The sequence below is a fragment of the uncultured Roseovarius sp. genome (genome assembly GCF_963972555.1).
In the GTDB taxonomy this organism is placed as follows: Bacteria; Pseudomonadota; Alphaproteobacteria; order Rhodobacterales; family Rhodobacteraceae; genus Roseovarius; species Roseovarius mucosus.
Genome location: NZ_CAXAUM010000002.1, coordinates 89,028 through 107,386, shown reverse-complemented (window position 1 = coordinate 107,386; position 18,359 = coordinate 89,028). Strand labels below are relative to the sequence as shown.

At 63.9% G+C, this 18,359-nt stretch carries 23 protein-coding genes; 8 read left to right on the top strand and 15 right to left on the bottom strand.

Annotated features, from left to right (window positions below):
- Nucleotides 1–4: 4 nt before the first annotated feature.
- Both AACZ65_RS02325 and AACZ65_RS02320 read right to left on the bottom strand, forming a co-directional pair.
- Nucleotides 5–1,222, bottom strand: a complete 1,218-nt coding sequence (locus AACZ65_RS02325; protein WP_339667728.1) for a mitofilin family membrane protein — start codon at nt 1,220–1,222, stop codon at nt 5–7.
- A 48-nt stretch (nt 1,223–1,270) separates the two neighbouring features.
- Complete coding sequence (locus AACZ65_RS02320) at nt 1,271–2,002, bottom strand: uroporphyrinogen-III synthase (RefSeq protein WP_339667727.1); 732 nt, start codon at nt 2,000–2,002, stop codon at nt 1,271–1,273.
- A 73-nt stretch (nt 2,003–2,075) separates the two neighbouring features.
- On the opposite strand from AACZ65_RS02320, the gene tsaD reads away from it, so the two are divergent.
- The 4 genes from tsaD to AACZ65_RS02300 are packed head-to-tail and all read left to right on the top strand — an operon-like array spanning nt 2,076 to nt 4,814.
- Entirely contained in the window at nt 2,076–3,173 is a 1,098-nt protein-coding gene (gene tsaD, locus AACZ65_RS02315; RefSeq protein ID WP_339667726.1) for a tRNA (adenosine(37)-N6)-threonylcarbamoyltransferase complex transferase subunit TsaD, read from the top strand.
- Entirely contained in the window at nt 3,170–4,126 is a 957-nt protein-coding gene (locus AACZ65_RS02310; protein ID WP_339667725.1) for an NAD(P)H-dependent glycerol-3-phosphate dehydrogenase, read from the top strand. The genes tsaD and AACZ65_RS02310 overlap by 4 nt, the downstream gene beginning before the upstream one ends.
- Complete coding sequence (locus AACZ65_RS02305; protein ID WP_339667724.1) at nt 4,126–4,395, top strand: YciI family protein; 270 nt, start codon at nt 4,126–4,128, stop codon at nt 4,393–4,395. Before AACZ65_RS02310 ends, AACZ65_RS02305 begins: the two co-directional genes overlap by 1 nt.
- Nucleotides 4,395–4,814, top strand: a complete 420-nt coding sequence (locus tag AACZ65_RS02300; RefSeq protein WP_339667723.1) for an EVE domain-containing protein — start codon at nt 4,395–4,397, stop codon at nt 4,812–4,814. The genes AACZ65_RS02305 and AACZ65_RS02300 overlap by 1 nt, the downstream gene beginning before the upstream one ends.
- Here AACZ65_RS02300 and zapE read toward each other — a convergent pair.
- The gene (zapE, locus tag AACZ65_RS02295; RefSeq protein ID WP_339667722.1) at nt 4,811–5,872 is read right to left on the bottom strand and encodes a cell division protein ZapE; all 1,062 of its coding nucleotides are present in this window, start codon (nt 5,870–5,872) and stop codon (nt 4,811–4,813) included. The two genes, AACZ65_RS02300 and zapE, sit on opposite strands and share 4 nt — an antisense overlap.
- Nucleotides 5,873–5,876: 4 nt before the next feature.
- On the bottom strand, nt 5,877–6,854 hold the full coding sequence (gene pip / locus AACZ65_RS02290; protein WP_339667721.1) for a prolyl aminopeptidase: 978 nt from the start codon (nt 6,852–6,854) through the stop codon (nt 5,877–5,879).
- 48 nt (nt 6,855–6,902) lie between these two features.
- Between pip and ubiG the strand changes: the two genes are divergently transcribed.
- Nucleotides 6,903–7,646, top strand: a complete 744-nt coding sequence (gene ubiG, locus AACZ65_RS02285) for a bifunctional 2-polyprenyl-6-hydroxyphenol methylase/3-demethylubiquinol 3-O-methyltransferase UbiG (protein ID WP_339667720.1) — start codon at nt 6,903–6,905, stop codon at nt 7,644–7,646.
- 181 nt (nt 7,647–7,827) lie between these two features.
- Here ubiG and AACZ65_RS02280 read toward each other — a convergent pair whose 3' ends face one another.
- From AACZ65_RS02280 to AACZ65_RS02265, 4 genes are read right to left on the bottom strand one after another with little or no spacing between them, the layout of a single operon-like run.
- The gene (locus AACZ65_RS02280) at nt 7,828–8,274 is read right to left on the bottom strand and encodes a MarR family transcriptional regulator (RefSeq protein WP_008282714.1); all 447 of its coding nucleotides are present in this window, start codon (nt 8,272–8,274) and stop codon (nt 7,828–7,830) included.
- Complete coding sequence (locus tag AACZ65_RS02275) at nt 8,275–9,105, bottom strand: carbon-nitrogen hydrolase family protein (protein WP_339667719.1); 831 nt, start codon at nt 9,103–9,105, stop codon at nt 8,275–8,277.
- A gap of 5 nt (nt 9,106–9,110) precedes the next feature.
- Nucleotides 9,111–9,368 (bottom strand): glutaredoxin 3, encoded by a 258-nt coding sequence (grxC, locus tag AACZ65_RS02270; RefSeq protein WP_008282716.1) that lies wholly within the window; start codon nt 9,366–9,368, stop codon nt 9,111–9,113.
- Between the two features lie 32 nt (nt 9,369–9,400).
- Entirely contained in the window at nt 9,401–10,132 is a 732-nt protein-coding gene (locus tag AACZ65_RS02265) for a ComF family protein (RefSeq protein ID WP_339667718.1), read from the bottom strand.
- 14 nt (nt 10,133–10,146) lie between these two features.
- Between AACZ65_RS02265 and AACZ65_RS02260 the strand changes: the two genes are divergently transcribed.
- Together AACZ65_RS02260 and hemH are read left to right on the top strand one after the other, a co-directional pair.
- A complete protein-coding gene (locus tag AACZ65_RS02260; RefSeq protein ID WP_339667717.1) occupies nt 10,147–10,965 on the top strand; it encodes a methyltransferase domain-containing protein in 819 nt (272 codons plus the stop codon).
- Between the two features lie 59 nt (nt 10,966–11,024).
- The gene (gene hemH, locus AACZ65_RS02255) at nt 11,025–12,089 is read left to right on the top strand and encodes a ferrochelatase (RefSeq protein ID WP_339667716.1); all 1,065 of its coding nucleotides are present in this window, start codon (nt 11,025–11,027) and stop codon (nt 12,087–12,089) included.
- A gap of 71 nt (nt 12,090–12,160) precedes the next feature.
- On the opposite strand, the gene AACZ65_RS02250 is transcribed toward hemH, so the two are convergent.
- Nucleotides 12,161–12,349 (bottom strand): hypothetical protein, encoded by a 189-nt coding sequence (locus AACZ65_RS02250; RefSeq protein WP_008282723.1) that lies wholly within the window; start codon nt 12,347–12,349, stop codon nt 12,161–12,163.
- A gap of 144 nt (nt 12,350–12,493) precedes the next feature.
- Nucleotides 12,494–13,096: a L,D-transpeptidase gene (locus AACZ65_RS02245; protein ID WP_037276133.1), complete on the bottom strand. Its 603-nt coding sequence runs from the start codon at nt 13,094–13,096 to the stop codon at nt 12,494–12,496.
- A gap of 171 nt (nt 13,097–13,267) precedes the next feature.
- Here AACZ65_RS02245 and AACZ65_RS02240 point away from each other — a divergent pair, with 171 nt between their 5' ends.
- Nucleotides 13,268–13,780 (top strand): CAP domain-containing protein, encoded by a 513-nt coding sequence (locus AACZ65_RS02240; protein ID WP_339667715.1) that lies wholly within the window; start codon nt 13,268–13,270, stop codon nt 13,778–13,780.
- Here the strand turns inward: AACZ65_RS02240 and AACZ65_RS02235 are convergent, their stop codons facing one another.
- The 5 genes from AACZ65_RS02235 to AACZ65_RS02215 form a co-directional block, all read right to left on the bottom strand.
- Complete coding sequence (locus tag AACZ65_RS02235) at nt 13,781–14,284, bottom strand: L,D-transpeptidase family protein (protein ID WP_297543838.1); 504 nt, start codon at nt 14,282–14,284, stop codon at nt 13,781–13,783.
- Nucleotides 14,285–14,358: 74 nt separating this feature from the next.
- On the bottom strand, nt 14,359–15,582 hold the full coding sequence (locus AACZ65_RS02230) for a class I SAM-dependent RNA methyltransferase (RefSeq protein WP_339667714.1): 1,224 nt from the start codon (nt 15,580–15,582) through the stop codon (nt 14,359–14,361).
- A gap of 42 nt (nt 15,583–15,624) precedes the next feature.
- Nucleotides 15,625–16,770, bottom strand: coding sequence for a CCA tRNA nucleotidyltransferase (locus AACZ65_RS02225; RefSeq protein WP_339667713.1), 1,146 nt, complete (start codon nt 16,768–16,770; stop codon nt 15,625–15,627).
- Nucleotides 16,767–17,372, bottom strand: coding sequence for a CoA pyrophosphatase (locus AACZ65_RS02220; protein WP_339667712.1), 606 nt, complete (start codon nt 17,370–17,372; stop codon nt 16,767–16,769). The genes AACZ65_RS02225 and AACZ65_RS02220 overlap by 4 nt, the downstream gene beginning before the upstream one ends.
- Complete coding sequence (locus AACZ65_RS02215; RefSeq protein ID WP_339667711.1) at nt 17,347–18,345, bottom strand: Hsp33 family molecular chaperone HslO; 999 nt, start codon at nt 18,343–18,345, stop codon at nt 17,347–17,349. The genes AACZ65_RS02220 and AACZ65_RS02215 overlap by 26 nt, the downstream gene beginning before the upstream one ends.
- Between the last annotated feature and the right edge of the window lie 14 nt (nt 18,346–18,359).

The following is an 18,359-nucleotide window of genomic DNA, read 5'->3' as shown; positions in this document are numbered from 1 at the left end:
TCGTTCAATTCACTTTTTCGGCCAGGGCCGCTGCGGCGGCAAGCGCCTCTTGTCGGCGCGTGGCCAGAGCGACCCAATCCGCAAGGGGCGCGCGCGCAGCCTCGGGCAGCGTCTCGATCTCGGTCAGCGCCTCGCTCAGGCGACCGTCGGCCAGGGCCGCCTCGGCGCGCGACAGCACCGCATCGGGGTCATCCCCCTCCTGCGGGCTGAGAGAGCGGATGCCGAGCTGGCTCTTGAGAAAGCCGCCGACGCCGGCCACCGCATCGCCGCTCTCGGCGCGGGCGGCGGCGAGCGCGGCGCGCGCCGCCTCGGGGAATGTCTCGATCAACGCGGCCTCGGTCGGCACACCGGTTTCGGCCTGTTCGGCCAGCACTTCGGGCACCTCGGCGCCGGTGTCGCGCAGCTCGGTCAGCGCCGGGGCAAAGTCGCTGCCCGTGTCAAGCGCGGTTCGCACCTGTGTCAGCGCGGCCCGGCGCAGCGTGGCCACGGCGCTGTCGCGCGCTGCTGCCTCTTGCGCATCCGCCGCCGCGCGCAATGCCTCGACCTCAGCCGCCTGCGCCGCAAGAGATGCGCGCAACTGCTCGATTTCGGCCACGGGCACGCCACCACCCTCTGCCACCGGGCGGGATTCAAGCGCCGCGATCCGCGCTTCCAGATCGGCGATCTGCCCGGTGAGGGCGGTCATTGTCTGGCTCAGCCCGTCGATCTCACCGCTCAAATCGGGGGGGCTTTGCAGCCCGTCCAAATCAGTGCGCAGCGCAGTCAACCGCGCATCGTGATCCGCCAGCGCCGCCTCAACGCCGCTCTCTTCGGGCGCAAACCACGCCGGGGGCAGCACATAGGGTGCCGCCGCAACGCCCACACCTGCCGCCACCACACCGCCCAGCACCATCGACCAGAACCCGCCTTGGCGCACAATCACCTGTTCGGTTTTGACCATGGCGGAGGAGTCGGACGCGGGTGCATCGGTACCCACATAGAGCGCGCCGGGCACCTCCTGCGTGTGATCTTCGGCAGCCTCCGCTTGCGCAGGTGCCTCGACCTCAGCACTTTGTGCTGTGTCCTCTGGGGCTTCTGTAGCGTCGGCCGCATTGCTCTCCGGGCGCTCTGGCTCTGACTCCTCAGGCTCTACGACAGTTGCTTGCTCCGCCTCCAGCGCCTTGTCATCAGGCAGAGCTTCTGCCTCAACCGCTTCCTTCGGAGCTTGCTTCTTGTCAGCCACCTTGTGCCATCCTTTCGAATCTCACCACACGTCCCTGTCAACCTGACCTTACTGCGGTCGTTTTCCACCCTCAAGCCGCTTGGCCATCTGCACCTGATGTTGCACCAGCGCAAGCATCCCCGGCAAATCCGGCATCTCGGCAATATCCACGCGCTGCGCCACACCCTCGGGCACGTTGTCCGCCACCTTGCGGCTTATGGCCGCGATGTAGAGCGGGGCAGTGATCGGCCCCGCCTGACCCAGCACGATCCGAGCGGTCCGGGGTGACATCAGCGGCAGGATAACCGGCTCATTCCCGAGCAAGAGCGCCTGCGCCTCGGCACTCAGCGCCGACTCGACCTGATCGTAAACCACCGCATCGCGCGCCATATGCCCCGCCGCCCTGAGCGCCCCGGCGATATCCGCGGCCACATGTGCGCCCCTCAGATGCACAAACGGCCCATGCGCCCCTTCCGCCGCGATCCGCGCCAAGAGCGCCTCGGCATCGCCCCCGGCGGAAATGGCGCGCATCCCTTGCGCCTCTGCCGCCTCTGCCGTGGCATCGCCCACCGCGTAACAGGTGAAATCCCGCCGCGCGCTCAGGCGGCAAAACCCCTCGACCCCGTGGCGCGAAGTAAAGATCAGAACCTCGCCCCCCGACATCTCGGGCAGCACCCCGTCATAGACGATCTGCATCACCGGCGAGATCACGACAGCCACCGCATCACACAGCGCTTGCACCTCAACGGCCATGCGACGCGCCTCAGGTTCGGGCCGGGTAATCAGGATCGTAACGGTCATGGCCCATCCAGAGTTGTTGCCTGCCTCATTCGGTGTTACCTGCCTTGCACCCTTCACGCAACGCATGGCCGCGATGACAGAGCCTTTGACCCTCCTGGGACTTGAGAGCAGCTGCGACGATACCGCCGCTGCAGTGTTGCGCATTGGCGCGGATGGCACCCCGGAAATCCTCTCCTCTGTCGTGCATGGGCAAACCGCGCTCCATGCCGAGTTCGGCGGGGTTGTGCCGGAAATCGCGGCGCGCGCGCATGCGGAAAAACTGGATGTCTGCGTGCGCGAGGCGCTGAACGCGGCGCGTCTGACGCTGCGCGACGTGGGGGCGGTGGCCGTTACCTCTGGTCCCGGCCTCATTGGCGGGGTGATCGCCGGTGTCATGTGCGCCAAGGGGATTGCGGCGGGCGCGGGCCTGCCGCTGATTGGCGTCAACCATCTTGCCGGTCATGCGCTGACCCCGCGCCTGACGCATGGCGTGGCCTATCCCTATCTGATGCTGCTGGTCTCTGGCGGCCATTGCCAGTTCCTGATCGTGCGCGGTGCGGATGATTTCACCCGCCTTGGCGGCACCATCGACGACGCCCCCGGCGAGGCGTTCGACAAGACCGCGCGCCTCTTGGGTCTGCCGCAACCGGGCGGTCCCAATGTGGAACGCGCGGCAATGCAGGGCGATCCCACCCGCTTTCGCTTTCCCCGGCCTTTGCTCGACCGTCCCGGCTGCGATATGTCCTTTTCCGGGCTGAAAACCGCCCTCCTGCGCGCCCGCGATGAAATAGTGACCGCGAAATCCGGGCTGACGCGGCAGGACCGCGCCGATCTCTGCGCCGGGTTTCAGGCCGCCGTGCGCGACGTTCTGGCCGAGAAAACCCGCCGCGCGCTGGCGCTCTATCTGCAAGAGGCACCGGCCACGCCGGTGATCGCCGTGGCCGGGGGTGTCGCCGCAAATACCGCCATTCGCGCTGAATTAGAGACTGTTGCGGCCGAGATGGGCGCAGCCTTTGTCGCGCCTCCGCTGGCGCTTTGCACGGACAATGCCGCGATGATCGCCTATGCCGGGGCAGAGCTTCTGGCGCTTGGGCACCGCGATGACATGACGCTTGCCGCCCGCCCGCGCTGGCCCTTGGATCACACCAGCCCCGCCATGCTGGGCGGCGGCAAGAAAGGGGCCAAGGCATGATCCTCATCTGTGGCGCAGGCGCATTCGGCACCGCTCTTGCGGTGACTCTGGCGCAAAATGGTCCCGTGACCCTCTGGGCGCGCGACGCGGCGCATGCGGCAGAAATGCAAGCCACCCGCGAGAATGCCCGCCGCCTGCCCGGCATCGCCCTGCCGGACAGCGTGACCGTTACCAGCGGCCCCGTGCCCAAGGGCGATACCCCCTGTCTTCTGGCCATGCCGATGCAGACGCTGGGCGGTTTTCTCTCAGAACATGCCAATGTCCTCGCCCATCGCCCGCTCGTCGCCTGCTGCAAGGGCATGGACCTGACCACCGGCCTTGGTCCAACTGGTCTAATCGCGCGCTCCTGTCCCACGGCGACGCCTGCCATCCTCACGGGGCCCAGCTTTGCCCGCGACATCGCGCTTGGCCTGCCCACGGCGCTGACGCTCGCCTGTGCCGATGAGGCCACCGGCCAGATGCTGCAACGCGCCCTGACCACGCCCACCCTGCGCCTCTACCGCGTCACCGACACTCTCGGCGCAGAGCTGGGTGGCGCGCTCAAGAACGTGATCGCCATCGCCTGTGGGGCCGTCATCGGCGCCGGTCTGGGCGAGAGCGCGCGCGCCGCTCTGATGACCCGTGGCTTTGCCGAGATGAACCGCCTTGCCGCCGCCTTGGGCGCGCAGCCCCAGACGCTCGCGGGCCTCTCGGGCTTTGGCGATCTGGCGCTGACCTGCACCTCTGACCAGTCGCGCAATTACCGCTATGGCCTCAGCATCGGTCAAGGCGCGGATTTTGATCCCACCATCACGGTCGAGGGCGCCGCCACCGCCCGCGCCGTGCTGGCCCGCGCGCAGGCGATGGGCCTTGATATGCCCATCACCCATGCCGTTACCGCGCTTGTCACAGGCGAATTGCGCGTGGCGCAAGCGATGGATATGCTGCTCTCACGTCCATTAAAGGAAGAATGATGCTGATTGCCCTGATTGCCCGCGACAAAGCCGGTGCCCTGCAAACCCGCCTCGACACCCGCGACGCGCATGTCGCCTATCTCAAGGAAACCGGCGTTGTCTCTCAGGCCGGTCCCCTGCTCGATGACGCAGGCCAGATGATCGGCTCGCTCGTCATCCTCGACGTGGCCGATATGCAGGCCGCACAGGATTGGGCCGTAGGTGATCCCTATGCCAAGGCCGGGCTTTTCGCCAATGTCGAGCTCATTCCTTGGAAAAAGGTCATCTGATGCGCTATTGGCTGTTCAAATCCGAACCCTCAACCTGGGGCTGGCATGACCAGTTGGCCAAAGGCGACGCAGGCGAGGAATGGGACGGCGTGCGCAACTATCAGGCGCGTAATTTCATGCGCGAGATGGCCTTGGGCGATCGCGGCTTTTTCTACCACTCCCAGAGCGAAAAATCCGTAGTCGGCACGGTCGAGGTGATCGCCACCGCCCACCCCGACAGCAAATCCGACGATCCGCGTTGGGAATGCGTGGACATCAAGGCGATTGAAACCGCCAAGACACCCGTGACACTGGAAACCATCAAATCCGATCCGCGTCTGGCCGATATGGTGCTTGTGAAAAATTCCCGCCTCTCGGTGCAGCCGGTGACGGACGAGGAATGGCGCATCATCTGCGGTATGGCGGGGCTTTCGGGCTAAGCCTCTTTCCCCCAACCCTCGGACTGCATTTCGCGCATCCGGCTGGCGGTGCGCTCGAACTCGAACGAACCCTCGCCTTCGATATAGAGATATTCCGGCACCGCCGCCGCCGAACAAATCAGCCGCACCCGCGCCTCGTAGAGCGCGTCGATCAGCGTCACAAATCGCTTGGCCTCATTGAAATTGCTGCGCCCCATCTGCGGGATGTTTTCGAGGATCAGCACCCGCGCCGCCTCGGCCAAGGCCAGATAATCCGCCGGCCCAAGGGGATTGCCGCAGAGGTCATAGAATGTCGCCCGCGCCACACCATTGTGAAACGCCGGAATCTCCACCGCCCGCTTGTTGACGATGATCGTGTGCGGCCCACCGCGCCCTTGGGTCAAATCCTGCCATATCGTCTCTATTTCGGCCCGACTCTCTGCATTTATTGGGGTGAAATAGCTGGGGCTGCCGGTCAGACGATCCTGTCGGTAATCGGTCGGGCTGACCATTTCGTGAATGATCATCCGCTCTTTCAAGAGATCGATGAACGGCAGGAAAAGCTGCCGGTTGAGCCCATTCTTATAGAGATCATCCGGCACCCGGTTCGAGGTGGTAACCACCACGACCCCCGCCGCAAAGAGCGCCTCAAAGAGCCGCCCCACAATCATCGCGTCGGTGATGTCGGAAATCTGCATCTCGTCAAAGGCCAGAAGCCGCACCGATTTCGCCACCTCCGCCGCCACCGGGGCCAGCGCATCCGCCTCGTTGCGCGCCCGCGCGGCATGCAGACCGGCATGGATTTCCTGCATGAAGGCATGGAAATGCACCCGCCGATTTGGCACCGCCAGCGTGCTCACAAAGAGATCCATCAGCATGGATTTGCCGCGCCCGACCCCGCCCCAGATATAGAGACCCTTGGGCGGCTCGGGCGCACGGCGAAACCAGCCCTTGCGCGGGGCCTCGTCCAGAGCCAGCCGAATCCGCTCGAACTCCGGCAAGAGCGCCTCTTGCGCCGGATCGGGCGTCAGTTTGCCATCGGCCACAAGGCGGGCATAAAGATCGGGCAGGGTTTCCATCGGCCTAGCGACTGCCGCGCGCCAGCTTTTGCATGACGCCGACCAATTCGGCGCTGATCCCCGGCTCTGACAGGGCATGGCCCGCCACGGGGATCATCCGCAGATCGGCCCCCGGCCAACGTTCCGCCAGCCGATGCGCCGTCACCGGCGGGCATATCATGTCATACCGCCCCTGCACGATGGTGCCCGGAATATGGGCGATCCGGGGCATGTCAGCCAGAATCTGACCATCGTGATCCAGAAATCCGCGATGGGTGAAATAGTGATTCTCAAGCCGGGCAAAGGCGCGGGCGTAATCGGCGGGGCTATCGCCACCCACGCCGGTTGAATGCACCGTCGCCAGCGCGTTCTCCCAGGCGGACCATGCCTTGGCATGGGTGACTTCCTCGCTCAGATTGCCGGAAAAGAGGCGCCGGTGATAGGCGGCAATCAGGTCGTCCCGCTCGTCTTCGGGGATCAACGCGACGAACCGTTCCCAGGTTTCCGGCCAAAAGGCCCCGGCCCCCCCGCCATAAAACCAATACAACTCCGCCTCTGTCATGGTGAAAACCCCGCGCAGCACCAGATGCTGCACCGGTGTGGGATGCGCCTGCGCATAAATCAGCGCCAGCGTCGCCCCCCAACTGCCACCGAACACGATCCAACGCTCGATGCCCAGGGTTCGGCGAATCATCTCGATATCGGCCACCAGATGCCACGTCGTGTTCGCCTCGACGCTGGCATGCGGACGCGAGCGACCACAGCCGCGCTGATCAAACAGGATGATCCGATAGACCGCCGGATCGAAATAACGCCGCATGGCCGGGCTGCATCCGCCCCCCGGTCCGCCATGCAGCACGATCACCGGCAGGCCATCGGGGCGGCCCGATTGCTCCATATAGACGCTATGCCCGTCGCCCACATCCAGCATTTGCCGGTCAAAGGGCTCGACCGGGGGGTGGAGATATTGCACTGCGCTCTTTTGGCCTGAGAATTTGTCCATGAATGTCCTATATAAGCCGCGAGACCAAAAGAGCATATGGAGAGCAGAATGCAAGCCGCTCAGAGCACGATTGATCCCACCGAGGTTGCCAAGTTCGAGGCGATGGCAGCGGAATGGTGGGATCCCAACGGGAAATTCAAGCCCCTGCACATGCTCAACCCCTGTCGGCTGGATTATATCACCGCGCAAATCGCCGCCGAGTTCGACCGTGATCTGCGGGGCACGACCCCCTTTGCCGGGCTGCGCCTGCTCGATATCGGCTGCGGTGGCGGCCTTTTGAGCGAACCGATGGCGCGTCTGGGTGCCACCGTGGTGGGCGCCGATGCCGCACCGCGCAACATCCCCGTCGCACAGGTCCATGCCGCGCAATCCGGGCTCGACATCGACTATCGCCACACCACGGCCGAGGATCTGGCCGCGGCGGGCGAACAGTTCGACGTCGTGCTCAACATGGAAGTGGTCGAGCATGTGGCTGATCCACTGACCTATCTCACGGCCTGCCAACAGCTATTGAAGCCGGGCGGGCTCCATGTCTGCTCGACCATCAACCGCAACCCCAAGAGCTATGCCATGGCCATCGTGGGCGCGGAATATGTCATGCGTTGGTTGCCCAAGGGCACCCATGACTGGGCCAAGTTCATAACGCCCGATGAGCTATATGATCTCTTGCGCAACGCCGGGCTCGATCCAGTGGATCGCAAGGGTTTCGTGTTCAACCCGATCACCTGGGGCTGGCGTCTGTCGGACCGGGACCTGAGCGTGAATTACGTGACGGCGAGCGTGAAGCGCTGAACGGCGCGGATCGCTGGGCCGGGGACTAGCGAAGCAACGGCTATGGATGCCACTTAATGCCAGTCAAGTCCGTATGACTTCACGGTAAAGCGCTCCCTCTCGAAATCGCTAGGCCGCGGGACGGCCCAGCGATCCGCGCGGCGGCGCTACGCGCCTTGTTCCGCGCGGGTAGCAGACGAATTCACGTCCCCGGCTCTAGCCGCGCCCGCAATTCGCGCAACACCGGCAGGCTGGCGCGCACGCGGTCTTCGCCCAGATCGCGGATGAGGTCCGACACCATCGGCGTGATCGCCGCCATCGCGGCATCGCGCGCCTGACGGCCCGAGGGGCTGATCGCCACCATCTTGCGCCGCGCATCGTCCCAATCGGGGCGGATATGCACATATCCCGCCCATTCCAGCTTGCTCAGCGTATTGGTCATCGCGCCGCGCGTGACGTGAAAGCTTTTCGCCAATTGCGCCGGGCTGCGTTCGTCCCCGATCCGCGCCAGATGGTTCAGCACCGAAAAATGCGAGATTTCCATACCTTTTGGCAAAACCCGTGTCAGGCGGCTGCGGATCAACTGCTCATTCGTGAGAATCTCGCTAAAGAGCGCCACGGCAAGGGAATTGCTGGTCGTATCGGTCATTCAGGGCCCGTCAAACGCTCGGTCATGGCGCAGCGAAGGCACGCGCCTGCGCGCTTGTGCCACCGCATCGGGGTCAAGATCAACCATCACGATGCCCGGTTCGACACCGCCATCGGCCAGAACCTCTCCCCATGGTGCCACAACCATACTGTGCCCATGGGTCTGACGGGTGCGGCCCGATGTCGCGGCATGGGTGCCGGTCTGTGCCGGGGCCAGCACGAAACAGCCGGTCTCGATCGCACGGGCGCGCAACAGCACCTCCCAATGCGCAGCACCCGTGACATAGGAAAACGCCGCCGGAACCGTCAGGATCGTGGCCCCCGCCTGTGCCAAGGCGCGGTGCAGATGCGGGAAACGCACGTCATAACAGATCGTCATCCCCAGCTTGCCCAGCGGCATATCCGCGACAACCGCGCGATCTCCGGGGCGGAACCCATCCGATTCGCGATAGGTTTCCTCGGGGCTGACATCCACATCGAACATGTGGATCTTGTCATAGCGCGCGACAATGCCGCCATCCGGCCCGATCAGGAACGACCGATTGGCAAAGCGCCCATCGGGATCATCGGTTTTCAGCGCGAGCGACCCGATCAAAAGCCAGACACCCGCCTCTGCCGCGCGCGCGCGCAGGCCCGCCAGTGTTGGATCGCTCTCTTCGGGATGCAGCACGGTGTTTTGATGCGCGCGGCTGCCCGAAACGCAATTCGTGACCTCCGGGGTCAGGATAAACTCTGCCCCCTGCGCAATCGCCGTGTCCATCATGCCCAGCGTGATCGCCAGATTGACCTCTGGATCATCGCTGCTGTTCAGCTGCAAAAGGGCCGCGCGCATCGCCATCACCCGCGCAACAGCGCGTCAAGCTTGCCCGCCTGCTCCAGCGCATAGAGATCGTCACAGCCGCCGACATGTGTGGTGCCGATAAAGATCTGCGGCACGGTATGGCGGCCATTGGCGCGCTTCATCATCTCGGATTTGCGCGCAGGCTGGGCCAGCACGTTGATTTCCGAAAAATTGACGCCCTTCTTCTGCAACAGGCGTTTGGCCGAATGGCAAAATCCGCAGAGCGGTGATGTATAGATTTCGACTGGCTTCATGATTGGGATCCCCGGTTCGCACTGGCGCGAACTTAGGCATCCTTGGCGGCGCGCGCCAGTGTCACAACGCTCACATCGCCGCTACCCGCCGAAATACATGCCTGCGCCGCCACCGAGAGCGTCGCCCCCGAGGTCATCACATCGTCCACGATCAGGATGGAGCGGCCCGCAATCAATCCCCGATGTCGCGCCGTGACCCGAATCGCATCGGTCAACATGGCGTGCCGCGCCTCGACACTCAGCCCCTTCAGGCTCTGAGTGCGTTTCAGCCGTGTCAGGAGGTCGGGGCACCAGGGCAATCCGGTTTCGCGCGCCAGGCCCTGCGCGAGGAGTGCGGATTGATTGAACCGCCGCGACAGCATCCGCCCCCAATGCAGCGGTATCGGCGCAATCAATGTGTCGGGCCGCAACAGGGTCTGCGCCGCCCGCGCCATCCATTTCGCGGCTGGGCGCACCACATCATGCCGATCGCCATGTTTCAACATAAGCACCAGTTTGCGCCCGTTCTCGTGATAGCGCATCGCCGCGCGCCCCTGCGCCCAGGGCCGCGCCATGCGCAGACAGTCATCGCAGTGTTCCACCCCGGCATGCACCTCACCGGGCAGGGGCACGCCGCAGGTGTCGCAAACCAGCCCGGAGATGAACGGCGTATCGCGCCAGCACGGGCCACAGAGGCCAAAATCGCTATCCACCACCGCGCCACAGAGCGTGCACCGCGCCGGATAGACGAGGCGAACCGCCGTTTGAAAAGCCTCTGCCAGCACTCTATTCTTGCCCCATGACCCAAACGCCCCTCACAGACCGTGCCGCCCTCAGTCGCAACCGCCAGCGCGCCCAGCGCGCCCCGGCCCTTTTCCTGCACGAGATCGCCGCCGATGAGGTCGAGGATCGCCTGAGCCTGGTTAACAAATCCTTTACCGCGCCCGCCGTGGTGACGGGATTTCCGCAATTCTGGCAATCCCGCTTGCCTGAGGCGCGGATCGTGCCGGATGATGAGGTGCTGACGCTGGAGCCGGGCGCGCATGATCTGGTTGTTCACGCGCTCTGCCTGCATTGGGCCAATGATCCCGTGGGCCAGCTCATTCAGGCGCGGCGTGCGTTGCGCCCCGATGGCCTGTTGCTTGTCGCCCTCTTTGGTGGCGGCACGCTTCATGAATTGCGCAGCGCGCTGGCGCAGGCCGAGGCAGAGGTGCGCGGCGGCCTCTCGCCCCGTGTCCTGCCCATGGCCGAAATCCGCGATCTGGGTGGGTTGATGCAGCGCGCGGGCCTCACCCTGCCGGTGGCCGACACAATGCCGCTCCGCACCAGCTATGCCGATCCTCTGGCCCTCATGCGCGACCTGCGCGCCATGGGCGAATCCAACGCCATGACGGCACGCCCCCGCACTCTGACCCGGCCGCGTATGCTCCGCCGCGCCTGCGACATATATGCACAAGCCTTTGGCACCAACGACGGGCGCATCCCCGCCACGTTCGAGATGATCTTCCTCACCGGCTGGTCCCCCGACGCCAGCCAGCCCCAGCCGCTGCGCCCCGGATCAGCCAGCGCGCGGCTCGCCGATGCGCTTGGGGCGGTGGAAAACCCGCTCAAAGATTGACCTTTCGGGCACAGCCTATATGTCACCCCTGTCCCGGAACTCACAGGAATGACCAAGCCATGCTTGATGCCAGCCATGATGCCGCCCGCCCAGAACATGCCGCCGCCGATCACCCCAAGGTGCCGCGCGCGAAAACCGGCGTGCTCTTGGCCAATCTCGGGACGCCGGATCACTATACCTACTGGCCGATGCGCCGCTATCTCAACGAGTTCCTGTCGGACCGCCGGGTGATCGACTACAGCCCGTGGAAATGGCAACCGCTCTTGCAGCTCATCATCCTGACCAAGCGGCCCTTTACCAGCGGGCACGCCTATAAATCCATCTGGAACGAGGAAAAAGGCGAAAGCCCCCTGATGACCATCACCCGAGCCCAGACCACCAAAATGGCCGCCGCGATGCAGGAACGCTATGGCGATCAGGTCATGGTCGAATTCTGCATGCGCTACGGCAATCCTTCGACCAAATCCAAGGTGCGCCAAATGGTCGAGGCGGGCTGCACCCGCATCCTCTTCTTCCCGCTCTATCCGCATTACGCCGGGGCCACATCGGCCACCGCGAACGACCAGTTCTTTCGCGCCCTGATGGATGAGACATGGCAGCCCATCGCGCGCGTGGTCGAACCCTATTTCGAGAACCCGCTTTACATCGAGGCGCTGGCGCAATCGGTCGAGCGCGCCTATGCCGCGGTCGAAAAGCGGCCTGAAATCCTTGTCGTGTCCTATCACGGGATGCCGAAGCGCTATCTGATGCAGGGTGATCCCTATCACTGCCAGTGCCAGAAAACGACCCGCCTGCTCAAGGAACGGCTGGGCTGGGCCAATACCGAGATCACCACGACCTTCCAGTCGGTCTTTGGCCCCGAAGAATGGCTCAAGCCCTATACCGTGGACGAGGTCGCGCGCCTGGCCCGAGAAGACGGCAAGAAACGTATCGCCGTGATGGCCCCCGCCTTTTCCGCCGATTGCATTGAGACGCTGGAAGAGATCAACGAGGAAATTCGCGAGAGCTTTGAAGAAGCGGGCGGCGAAGACTTCACCTATATCCCCTGCCTCAACGACGACGACGCCCATATAACGGCGCTGTCTTCCATCGTCGAAAACAACCTCAAGGGCTGGCTCGACTGACCCACGCTCTGCCACGCACAAAAAAAGGCAGTGGTTTCCCACTGCCTTTTCTTTTGGTGCCGTTGCCGGGCTTAGTCAGCAGCGATAACGGCTGCGACGATTGCCAGCAGAACCAGCGGAACCCAAACGCCTGCGGCGGACGAGCTTGCGGCGGTTTCTTCAACAACAACCGGTGCCTCGATGACGGGCTCCGACAGGTTGCCTGCGAAAGCGGTCGAAGCAGCGGCGCTCAGGGCAGCAGCGAGAACGAGTTTCTTCATGATTATCCTCCAGATATTGGCAAGACGCTGCAAAAGACAACGCCAAGCACCCAAGACTTAACCTCGTAAGATTTTCTAATCAGCAATCCGGAACGAATGCAATTATATCTTGGGTCCTTCGCTCCATAAATCGCCAATATTTCGTCAAATTAGCAACACCTGCGTGCCAACTTTGGTCAAAGAGAACAATTCCGCGATGTGCTCATTATAGAGACCCACGCAGCCATTCGATGACCGACGCCCGATCTTGCGCGTGTCATGGGTACCGTGAATGCGGTAATAGGTCCAGCTCAGATAAAGTGCGTGGGTGCCCAGCGGGTTATCCGGCCCGGGCGGCACAAAGGCGGGCCATTCCGGATTGCGCTTCAGCATCGACGGCGTCGGACGCCAGCTTGGCCCTTCAACCTTTTGCACCACCGCGGTGCGCCCGCGCCGCGTCAAATCCTCGGTCAACGGCACAGAGGACGGGTAGAGCTTGTACACAGACTGGTCCGCGCTCCAGAAATGCACCGCGCGCGAATCGATATCGACCAGAATGGCCCCGTTGTTCAGGTTCGAGAAATACGGGCGCCAATCCAGCATACGGAAACCAGAAATATTGCGCCGCACCGTTTCCTCCAGCGGGCGCTCCATCTCGACGGTACCAGCGCCATCCACGCTCTGCGCCAGCGCCGGTGCCCCCATCAACGCCGCAGCGCCAGTCAAGAACATGCGCCGGTTCCAGGAAATCCGAGAGTCATGGGTCATGGTGAAGAACTCCAGTCAGACAAGCCGATGATCCTTGACCTATAGGATGCCAAGCCTGCGGCCACAAATCAAGAAAGTCACAGCGCGCAAGGTTCTGCGCATGTGGGTTTGAATCGCAACGCAAGCCGGGCTAAAGCAGACATCGAAACAATATTCGGGTGGTTCTGCATCATGGCGCGTCTTTATATCCTGCTGGTTTCGGCTCTTCTGGCTTTGTCCGCCTGCGCCGCACCGCCCCCGCCGCAACTGGGTTCGGATGGCAAACCGCTGCCGCGCGTCTACCGAATCAAGGCTGGCGAGACCTCGGAAATCCAGTTCCGCATGCTCGATTCGGTCAATTCCCTGCGTCAGGCCGCGGGTCAGGCGCCGCTTACGCTTGATTCGGCCCTGACGGCCGCCGCCGCCACCCATTCCCGCGATATGTCGGTGCAAAACCGCCCTTGGCACTTTGGCTCAGACGGCTCTTCGCCGCTCGACCGGGTGCGCCGCGTCGGCTATTCCGGCCATCTCGTGGGCGAAACCATCTCGGAAACCTATGAGACAGAGCTTCAGACCCTCGCCGCCTGGATGGAGGAAGAGGGCACGCGCCGCGTGATTCTCGACCCCGACGCGCGCAAGATGGGCTTTGCCTGGCTTCAGGAACCCGGCGGCAAGATCTGGTGGACGATGATCCTTGGGGGCTGATCACGCATTGAGCGTGATCGGCGTCCCGTCGCGGACCATGGCATAGACATCCTCCATCTCGCGGTTCTTGACCGAGATACAGCCCGCTGTCCAATCGGGGCTGAACATGGCCAGCGCATTGGGCTCACCATGAATGAAAATATCGCCGCCCGGCGATCTGCCATGCGCCTTGGCATAGGCGATGTCCGCCTCATTGGGATACGAGATGCCCAACGACAGGTGAAACGCGCTGTTGGGATTGCGCCGGTCGATATGATACTCGCCCTCCGGGGTGCGCCCATCGCCCTCGAACTGCTTGTGGCCCTGCGGCGCAAAGCCAAGATCGACGCGATACCGCTTGAGCGGGCGATCATGGTGCAAGAGGAACATCTCGCGCTCGCCCTTGTTCACGATGATGCGCGTCACCTCGGGGCCGCGATAGGTCCGGAATTTGGAGTCCTGCCTGCTACACGCGGCAAGGGCACTCAGCCCCGCCAGCATTACGAAACGTCGGTTGGAGATCATTGTTGTCTTCCGCTTGCTGCTCGCGCGTTTCATACCTCAAATCAGGGGTATGGTGGTAGAGGGATTTGTCAGGATCACACCTTGTTCAGCGTGAATCCGGCCACCATCTCCACATGCGCCGACCAGCGGAATTGATCCACAACCCGCACCGGCCCCATCACATAGCCCGCCGCGATCAACACCCTGGCATCGCGGGCAAATGTCACCGGGTTGCAGGATACATAGGCCAGCCGGTGCAGGCCCGAACGCGCGATTTCGGCAATCTGCGCCTCGGCCCCGGCACGCGGTGGATCAATCACCGCCGCATCGAACCGCGCCAACTCATCCGGCAAGAGTGGGCGGCGAAAGAGATCCCGCGCCTCAACGCTCAGCGGATGAAACCCCGCAACCCCACGCCGAGCGGCATCCAGCGCCGCCAGCATCGCGGCCTCACCCTCGACCGCATGCACCTGCGCCCGCTGCGCCAAAGGCAAGGCAAAGGTGCCGCACCCGGAAAAGAGATCAACAATCCGCCGTGCACCAGCCAGAATAGTCTCTGTTTCTGCCAAAAGCGCCGCCTCACCCTCTGCTGTCGCTTGCAGGAACGCCCCCGGTGGCGGCACCACCCGTGCGGTCCCAAGGGCCTGCGCTGGCGCGCGCCGCGTCACCACCACCTCATCGCCCCAGGCCAGCCGCGCCAGATCATGCCGCTCAGCCAGTGCCGCCAAGGCAATCCGCAGCGGCCCATCCAGCGGCTTGCCCTCGGCCACCGCCACATCCAGCCCGACGAGGGACCGCGTGACGCTGACCGCCAGCGCCGCCTTGCGGCTTGTGCCCGTCGCGGCCAGATCGCAGGCCACGCTCAACCCGCGCAACACCTCGGGATGCAGCAAGTGACAGTCCGGCACCTCGATGATCACGTCGCTGCCACGCGCATGAAACCCTGCCATCGCGCCCTTTTTCGTGCGTTTCGCAGCAAAGACCGCCCGCCGCCGGGATTGCGGCGGCGAGACATGGATCGGCAGAAATTCAGCCGCGATGCCATGTGCCGCCAGCGCCGCACGCACCACCTCTTGCTTCCACGCGGCAACGAACCCGTCCGACGCATGTTGCACCTGACAGCCGCCGCAGGACCGAAAATGCCGACAGGGTGCGCTGACCCGATCCGAGGACGGCGTGATGATCCGCACATCGGTCAGGGTCTGACCGTTCAGCGTGCCCGATACCCGCTCGCCGGGCAGGGTCAGGGGCGCATAAACCGGCCCTTCGGCAATGCCGTCGCCCTGATGCCCCAATCGTATGATGTCATGTTCGCTCATGCCTGCGCCTTTAGCCTGCGTCGCCCTGCGGTGAAAGCCCGCTCAGAGCAGATCATCGCGCGTCAACGTAAAATTCGACTCGATCCAGCGCCGCTCCAACGCCTGCAACCGTTCGCCCAGCGCGGGGCCGGAGTACTCTGGCATCAGGTCCGCCGCCGTCACCGGAAATCGTGCCTTGGCCCCTTGGTCCAGATCCTCGGCAAGGCGCGCACTCCAGGGCATCTCCAAGAGCGCCGCACGCAGCAACAGGATCGCGCGCCCCTCTTCGACGCCGTGGCGATACCCCAATTCCGCCGCCTGCGTCGTTTCCGCCGCCGCCCTGCGCAAGAGGTCCAGCAGCCGCGCCTCGGCCCGCGACAGGCGCAACCGCTCTGCCACCGCTTCGCCACCCAGCGCAGCGAGTCGAAGAATCGCATCCGGGGCCGTGTTCGTCTCTGATTCCAGATGCACCAGCAGGGCCAGGGCGCGCGCGTCACTCCCCGGCAGCACCGCGTTCAACACCCCCGCCGCCTGCATCGCCGCCACCGAAGGGACCGGATCGGGCGCCCCCAAGAGCTTGCGCATCTCCGCCCCCACGCGTTCACGCGAGAGGCGCGCCAAGCCCTCGACATTGCCAGCACAGGCCGCCAGCCCCTCGGCATCAAGCCCGCCCTCGGGGTCGCCATACCAGGCGTGAAATCGGAAAAACCGCAGGATTCGCAGGTAATCCTCGCGAATTCGCTGATCCGCATCCTCGATGAACCGGACCCGCCGCGCCCGTAGATCCTCCAACCCGCCCAAAGGATCGACCACATCGCCATCGGGCCGCGCATAAAGCGCGTTCATGGTAAAATCCCGCCGCCGGGCATCCGTGTGCAGATCGTCGGCAAAGGCCACCACCGCATGCCGGCCAAAGGTCTGCACATCCTTGCGAAAGGTCGTAACCTCATGGCCAATGTGACCCGAAACCACCGTAATCGTGCCATGCTCGATCCCCGTCGGGACCGCCTTGAGCCCAGCCTCATCGGCCAGTTCCATCACTACCTCGGGCCGCGCGTCCGTGGCAATGTCGATATCCCCCACCGGCGCACCCAAGAGCGCGTTGCGCACGCAGCCGCCGACAAACAGCGCCTGATACCCCGCGCCGGTCAGCATCGCACAGACCGCCTGCGTCGCCCTGGCCTCGATCCATGCGCCGGAAACCTTCATTCCGACCCCGCCAGATCCGCAAGATTGCGCAAGATTCGCGCCGTGGCGCCCCAGATGTAATAGGGGCCATAGGGCACCGCATAATAGCGCCGCCAATCCCCACGCCAGCGGCGTTTCTCGACCCTATACAGGCCCAACTCGAGCACATGCGCCAGCGGCACGTCAAAGACCTCATCGACCTCGCCCTGCTCGGCGCGGGGCTGAAACGGCCCATGCAACCGCGCCAGAACCGGCGTCACGTCAAAGCCTGTCACAGTCTCATGCCGGGGCAGAAACCCCAACACCTCAACGTTGCGCCGGTCGATCCCGATTTCCTCCTCCGCTTCGCGCAGCGCCGTGGCTGTAATATCGGGATCACCCGCATCCTGTTTGCCCCCCGGAAAGGCGATTTGCCCCGGATGATGCCGCAGTTTCGAGGACCGCTTGGTCAGGATCACGCGCCCCTCGCGCACCGGTATCAGCACCGCCGCCGCCCGCAGCTTGCGCCCCTCGGGCAAGACGACACCGGGATTGAGATCATAATCCGACGAGGGCGCCTGCGCGGCCCGCAGCGCAGCCAGCACCCGATCGAGCGGATCAGTCACCGCCCCCGGCCTCGTCATCCTTGGCCTCAAACCCGACTGTCGCCGGATCCAACCGGTAATGCGCTCCGCAAAACTGGCAATCGGCGGTCACAAGGCCCTCTTGCGTCGTCATGGTCGCAATATCGCGCGCGGAATAGATCGACAGGCTGCTGCGCACGCGCTCCTCCGAACAGGTGCAGCCAAACCGAACCGCCTGCATATCGAAAACGCGCGGCCCTTCTTCGTGAAACAGCCGGATCAGCAAATCCGTCGGCGCCACCGACGGCCCGATCAGCTCCAGATCCTCGACCGTATCGAGCAGGACATTGGCACGATTCCAATTCTCGGCATCGTCGCCGTCCAGAATATCCTCGGCCTGCAAGAGCCCACCATCGCCCGATCCGCCGTCATTGGCAAAGGGCGACGCCTTGGGCATATGCTGCAGCATGACACCACCCGCGCGCCAGTGTTCGACGCCGCCTGCCTCGGTCGATTTCCCGAAACTCAGCGCAAAACGTGTCGGCAATTGCTCGGACTGGGCAAAATATGCCTCGGCACAGTGGCGCAACGCCTCTCCGGCGATGGGCGTGATCCCCTGATAGGGCGTCGTGCCCTGCCCCTGATCCAGCATCACCGCGAAATACCCCTCGCCCAACTGATCGAAGGGGCGCGCATGGCTCAAACGCTCTGCATCGAAACTGGCATAGGCGCGCATCCGCGCGGGCTCGCCCGGCTCGCTCGGGCCATAGTAATCCGTGGCGATCATCCGCACCGCACCGCGTGTCTGCACCTGCAATGACAGTTTCCACCGCAGCTTGATCGTCTGCCCGATCAACGCGGTCAAAAGAGCCATTTCCGCGATCAACGCCTCGACCTGCGGGGGGTAATCGTGCTGTTTCAGAATCCCGTCCAACACCCCGTCAAGCCGCACCACCCGCCCGCGAATATCGGCGCGGTCAAGCTGAAAGGGCAGGATCGTATCATCCCAGGCGATTTTCTGTCCAAGTGTCATGGGCTTTCCTTTGG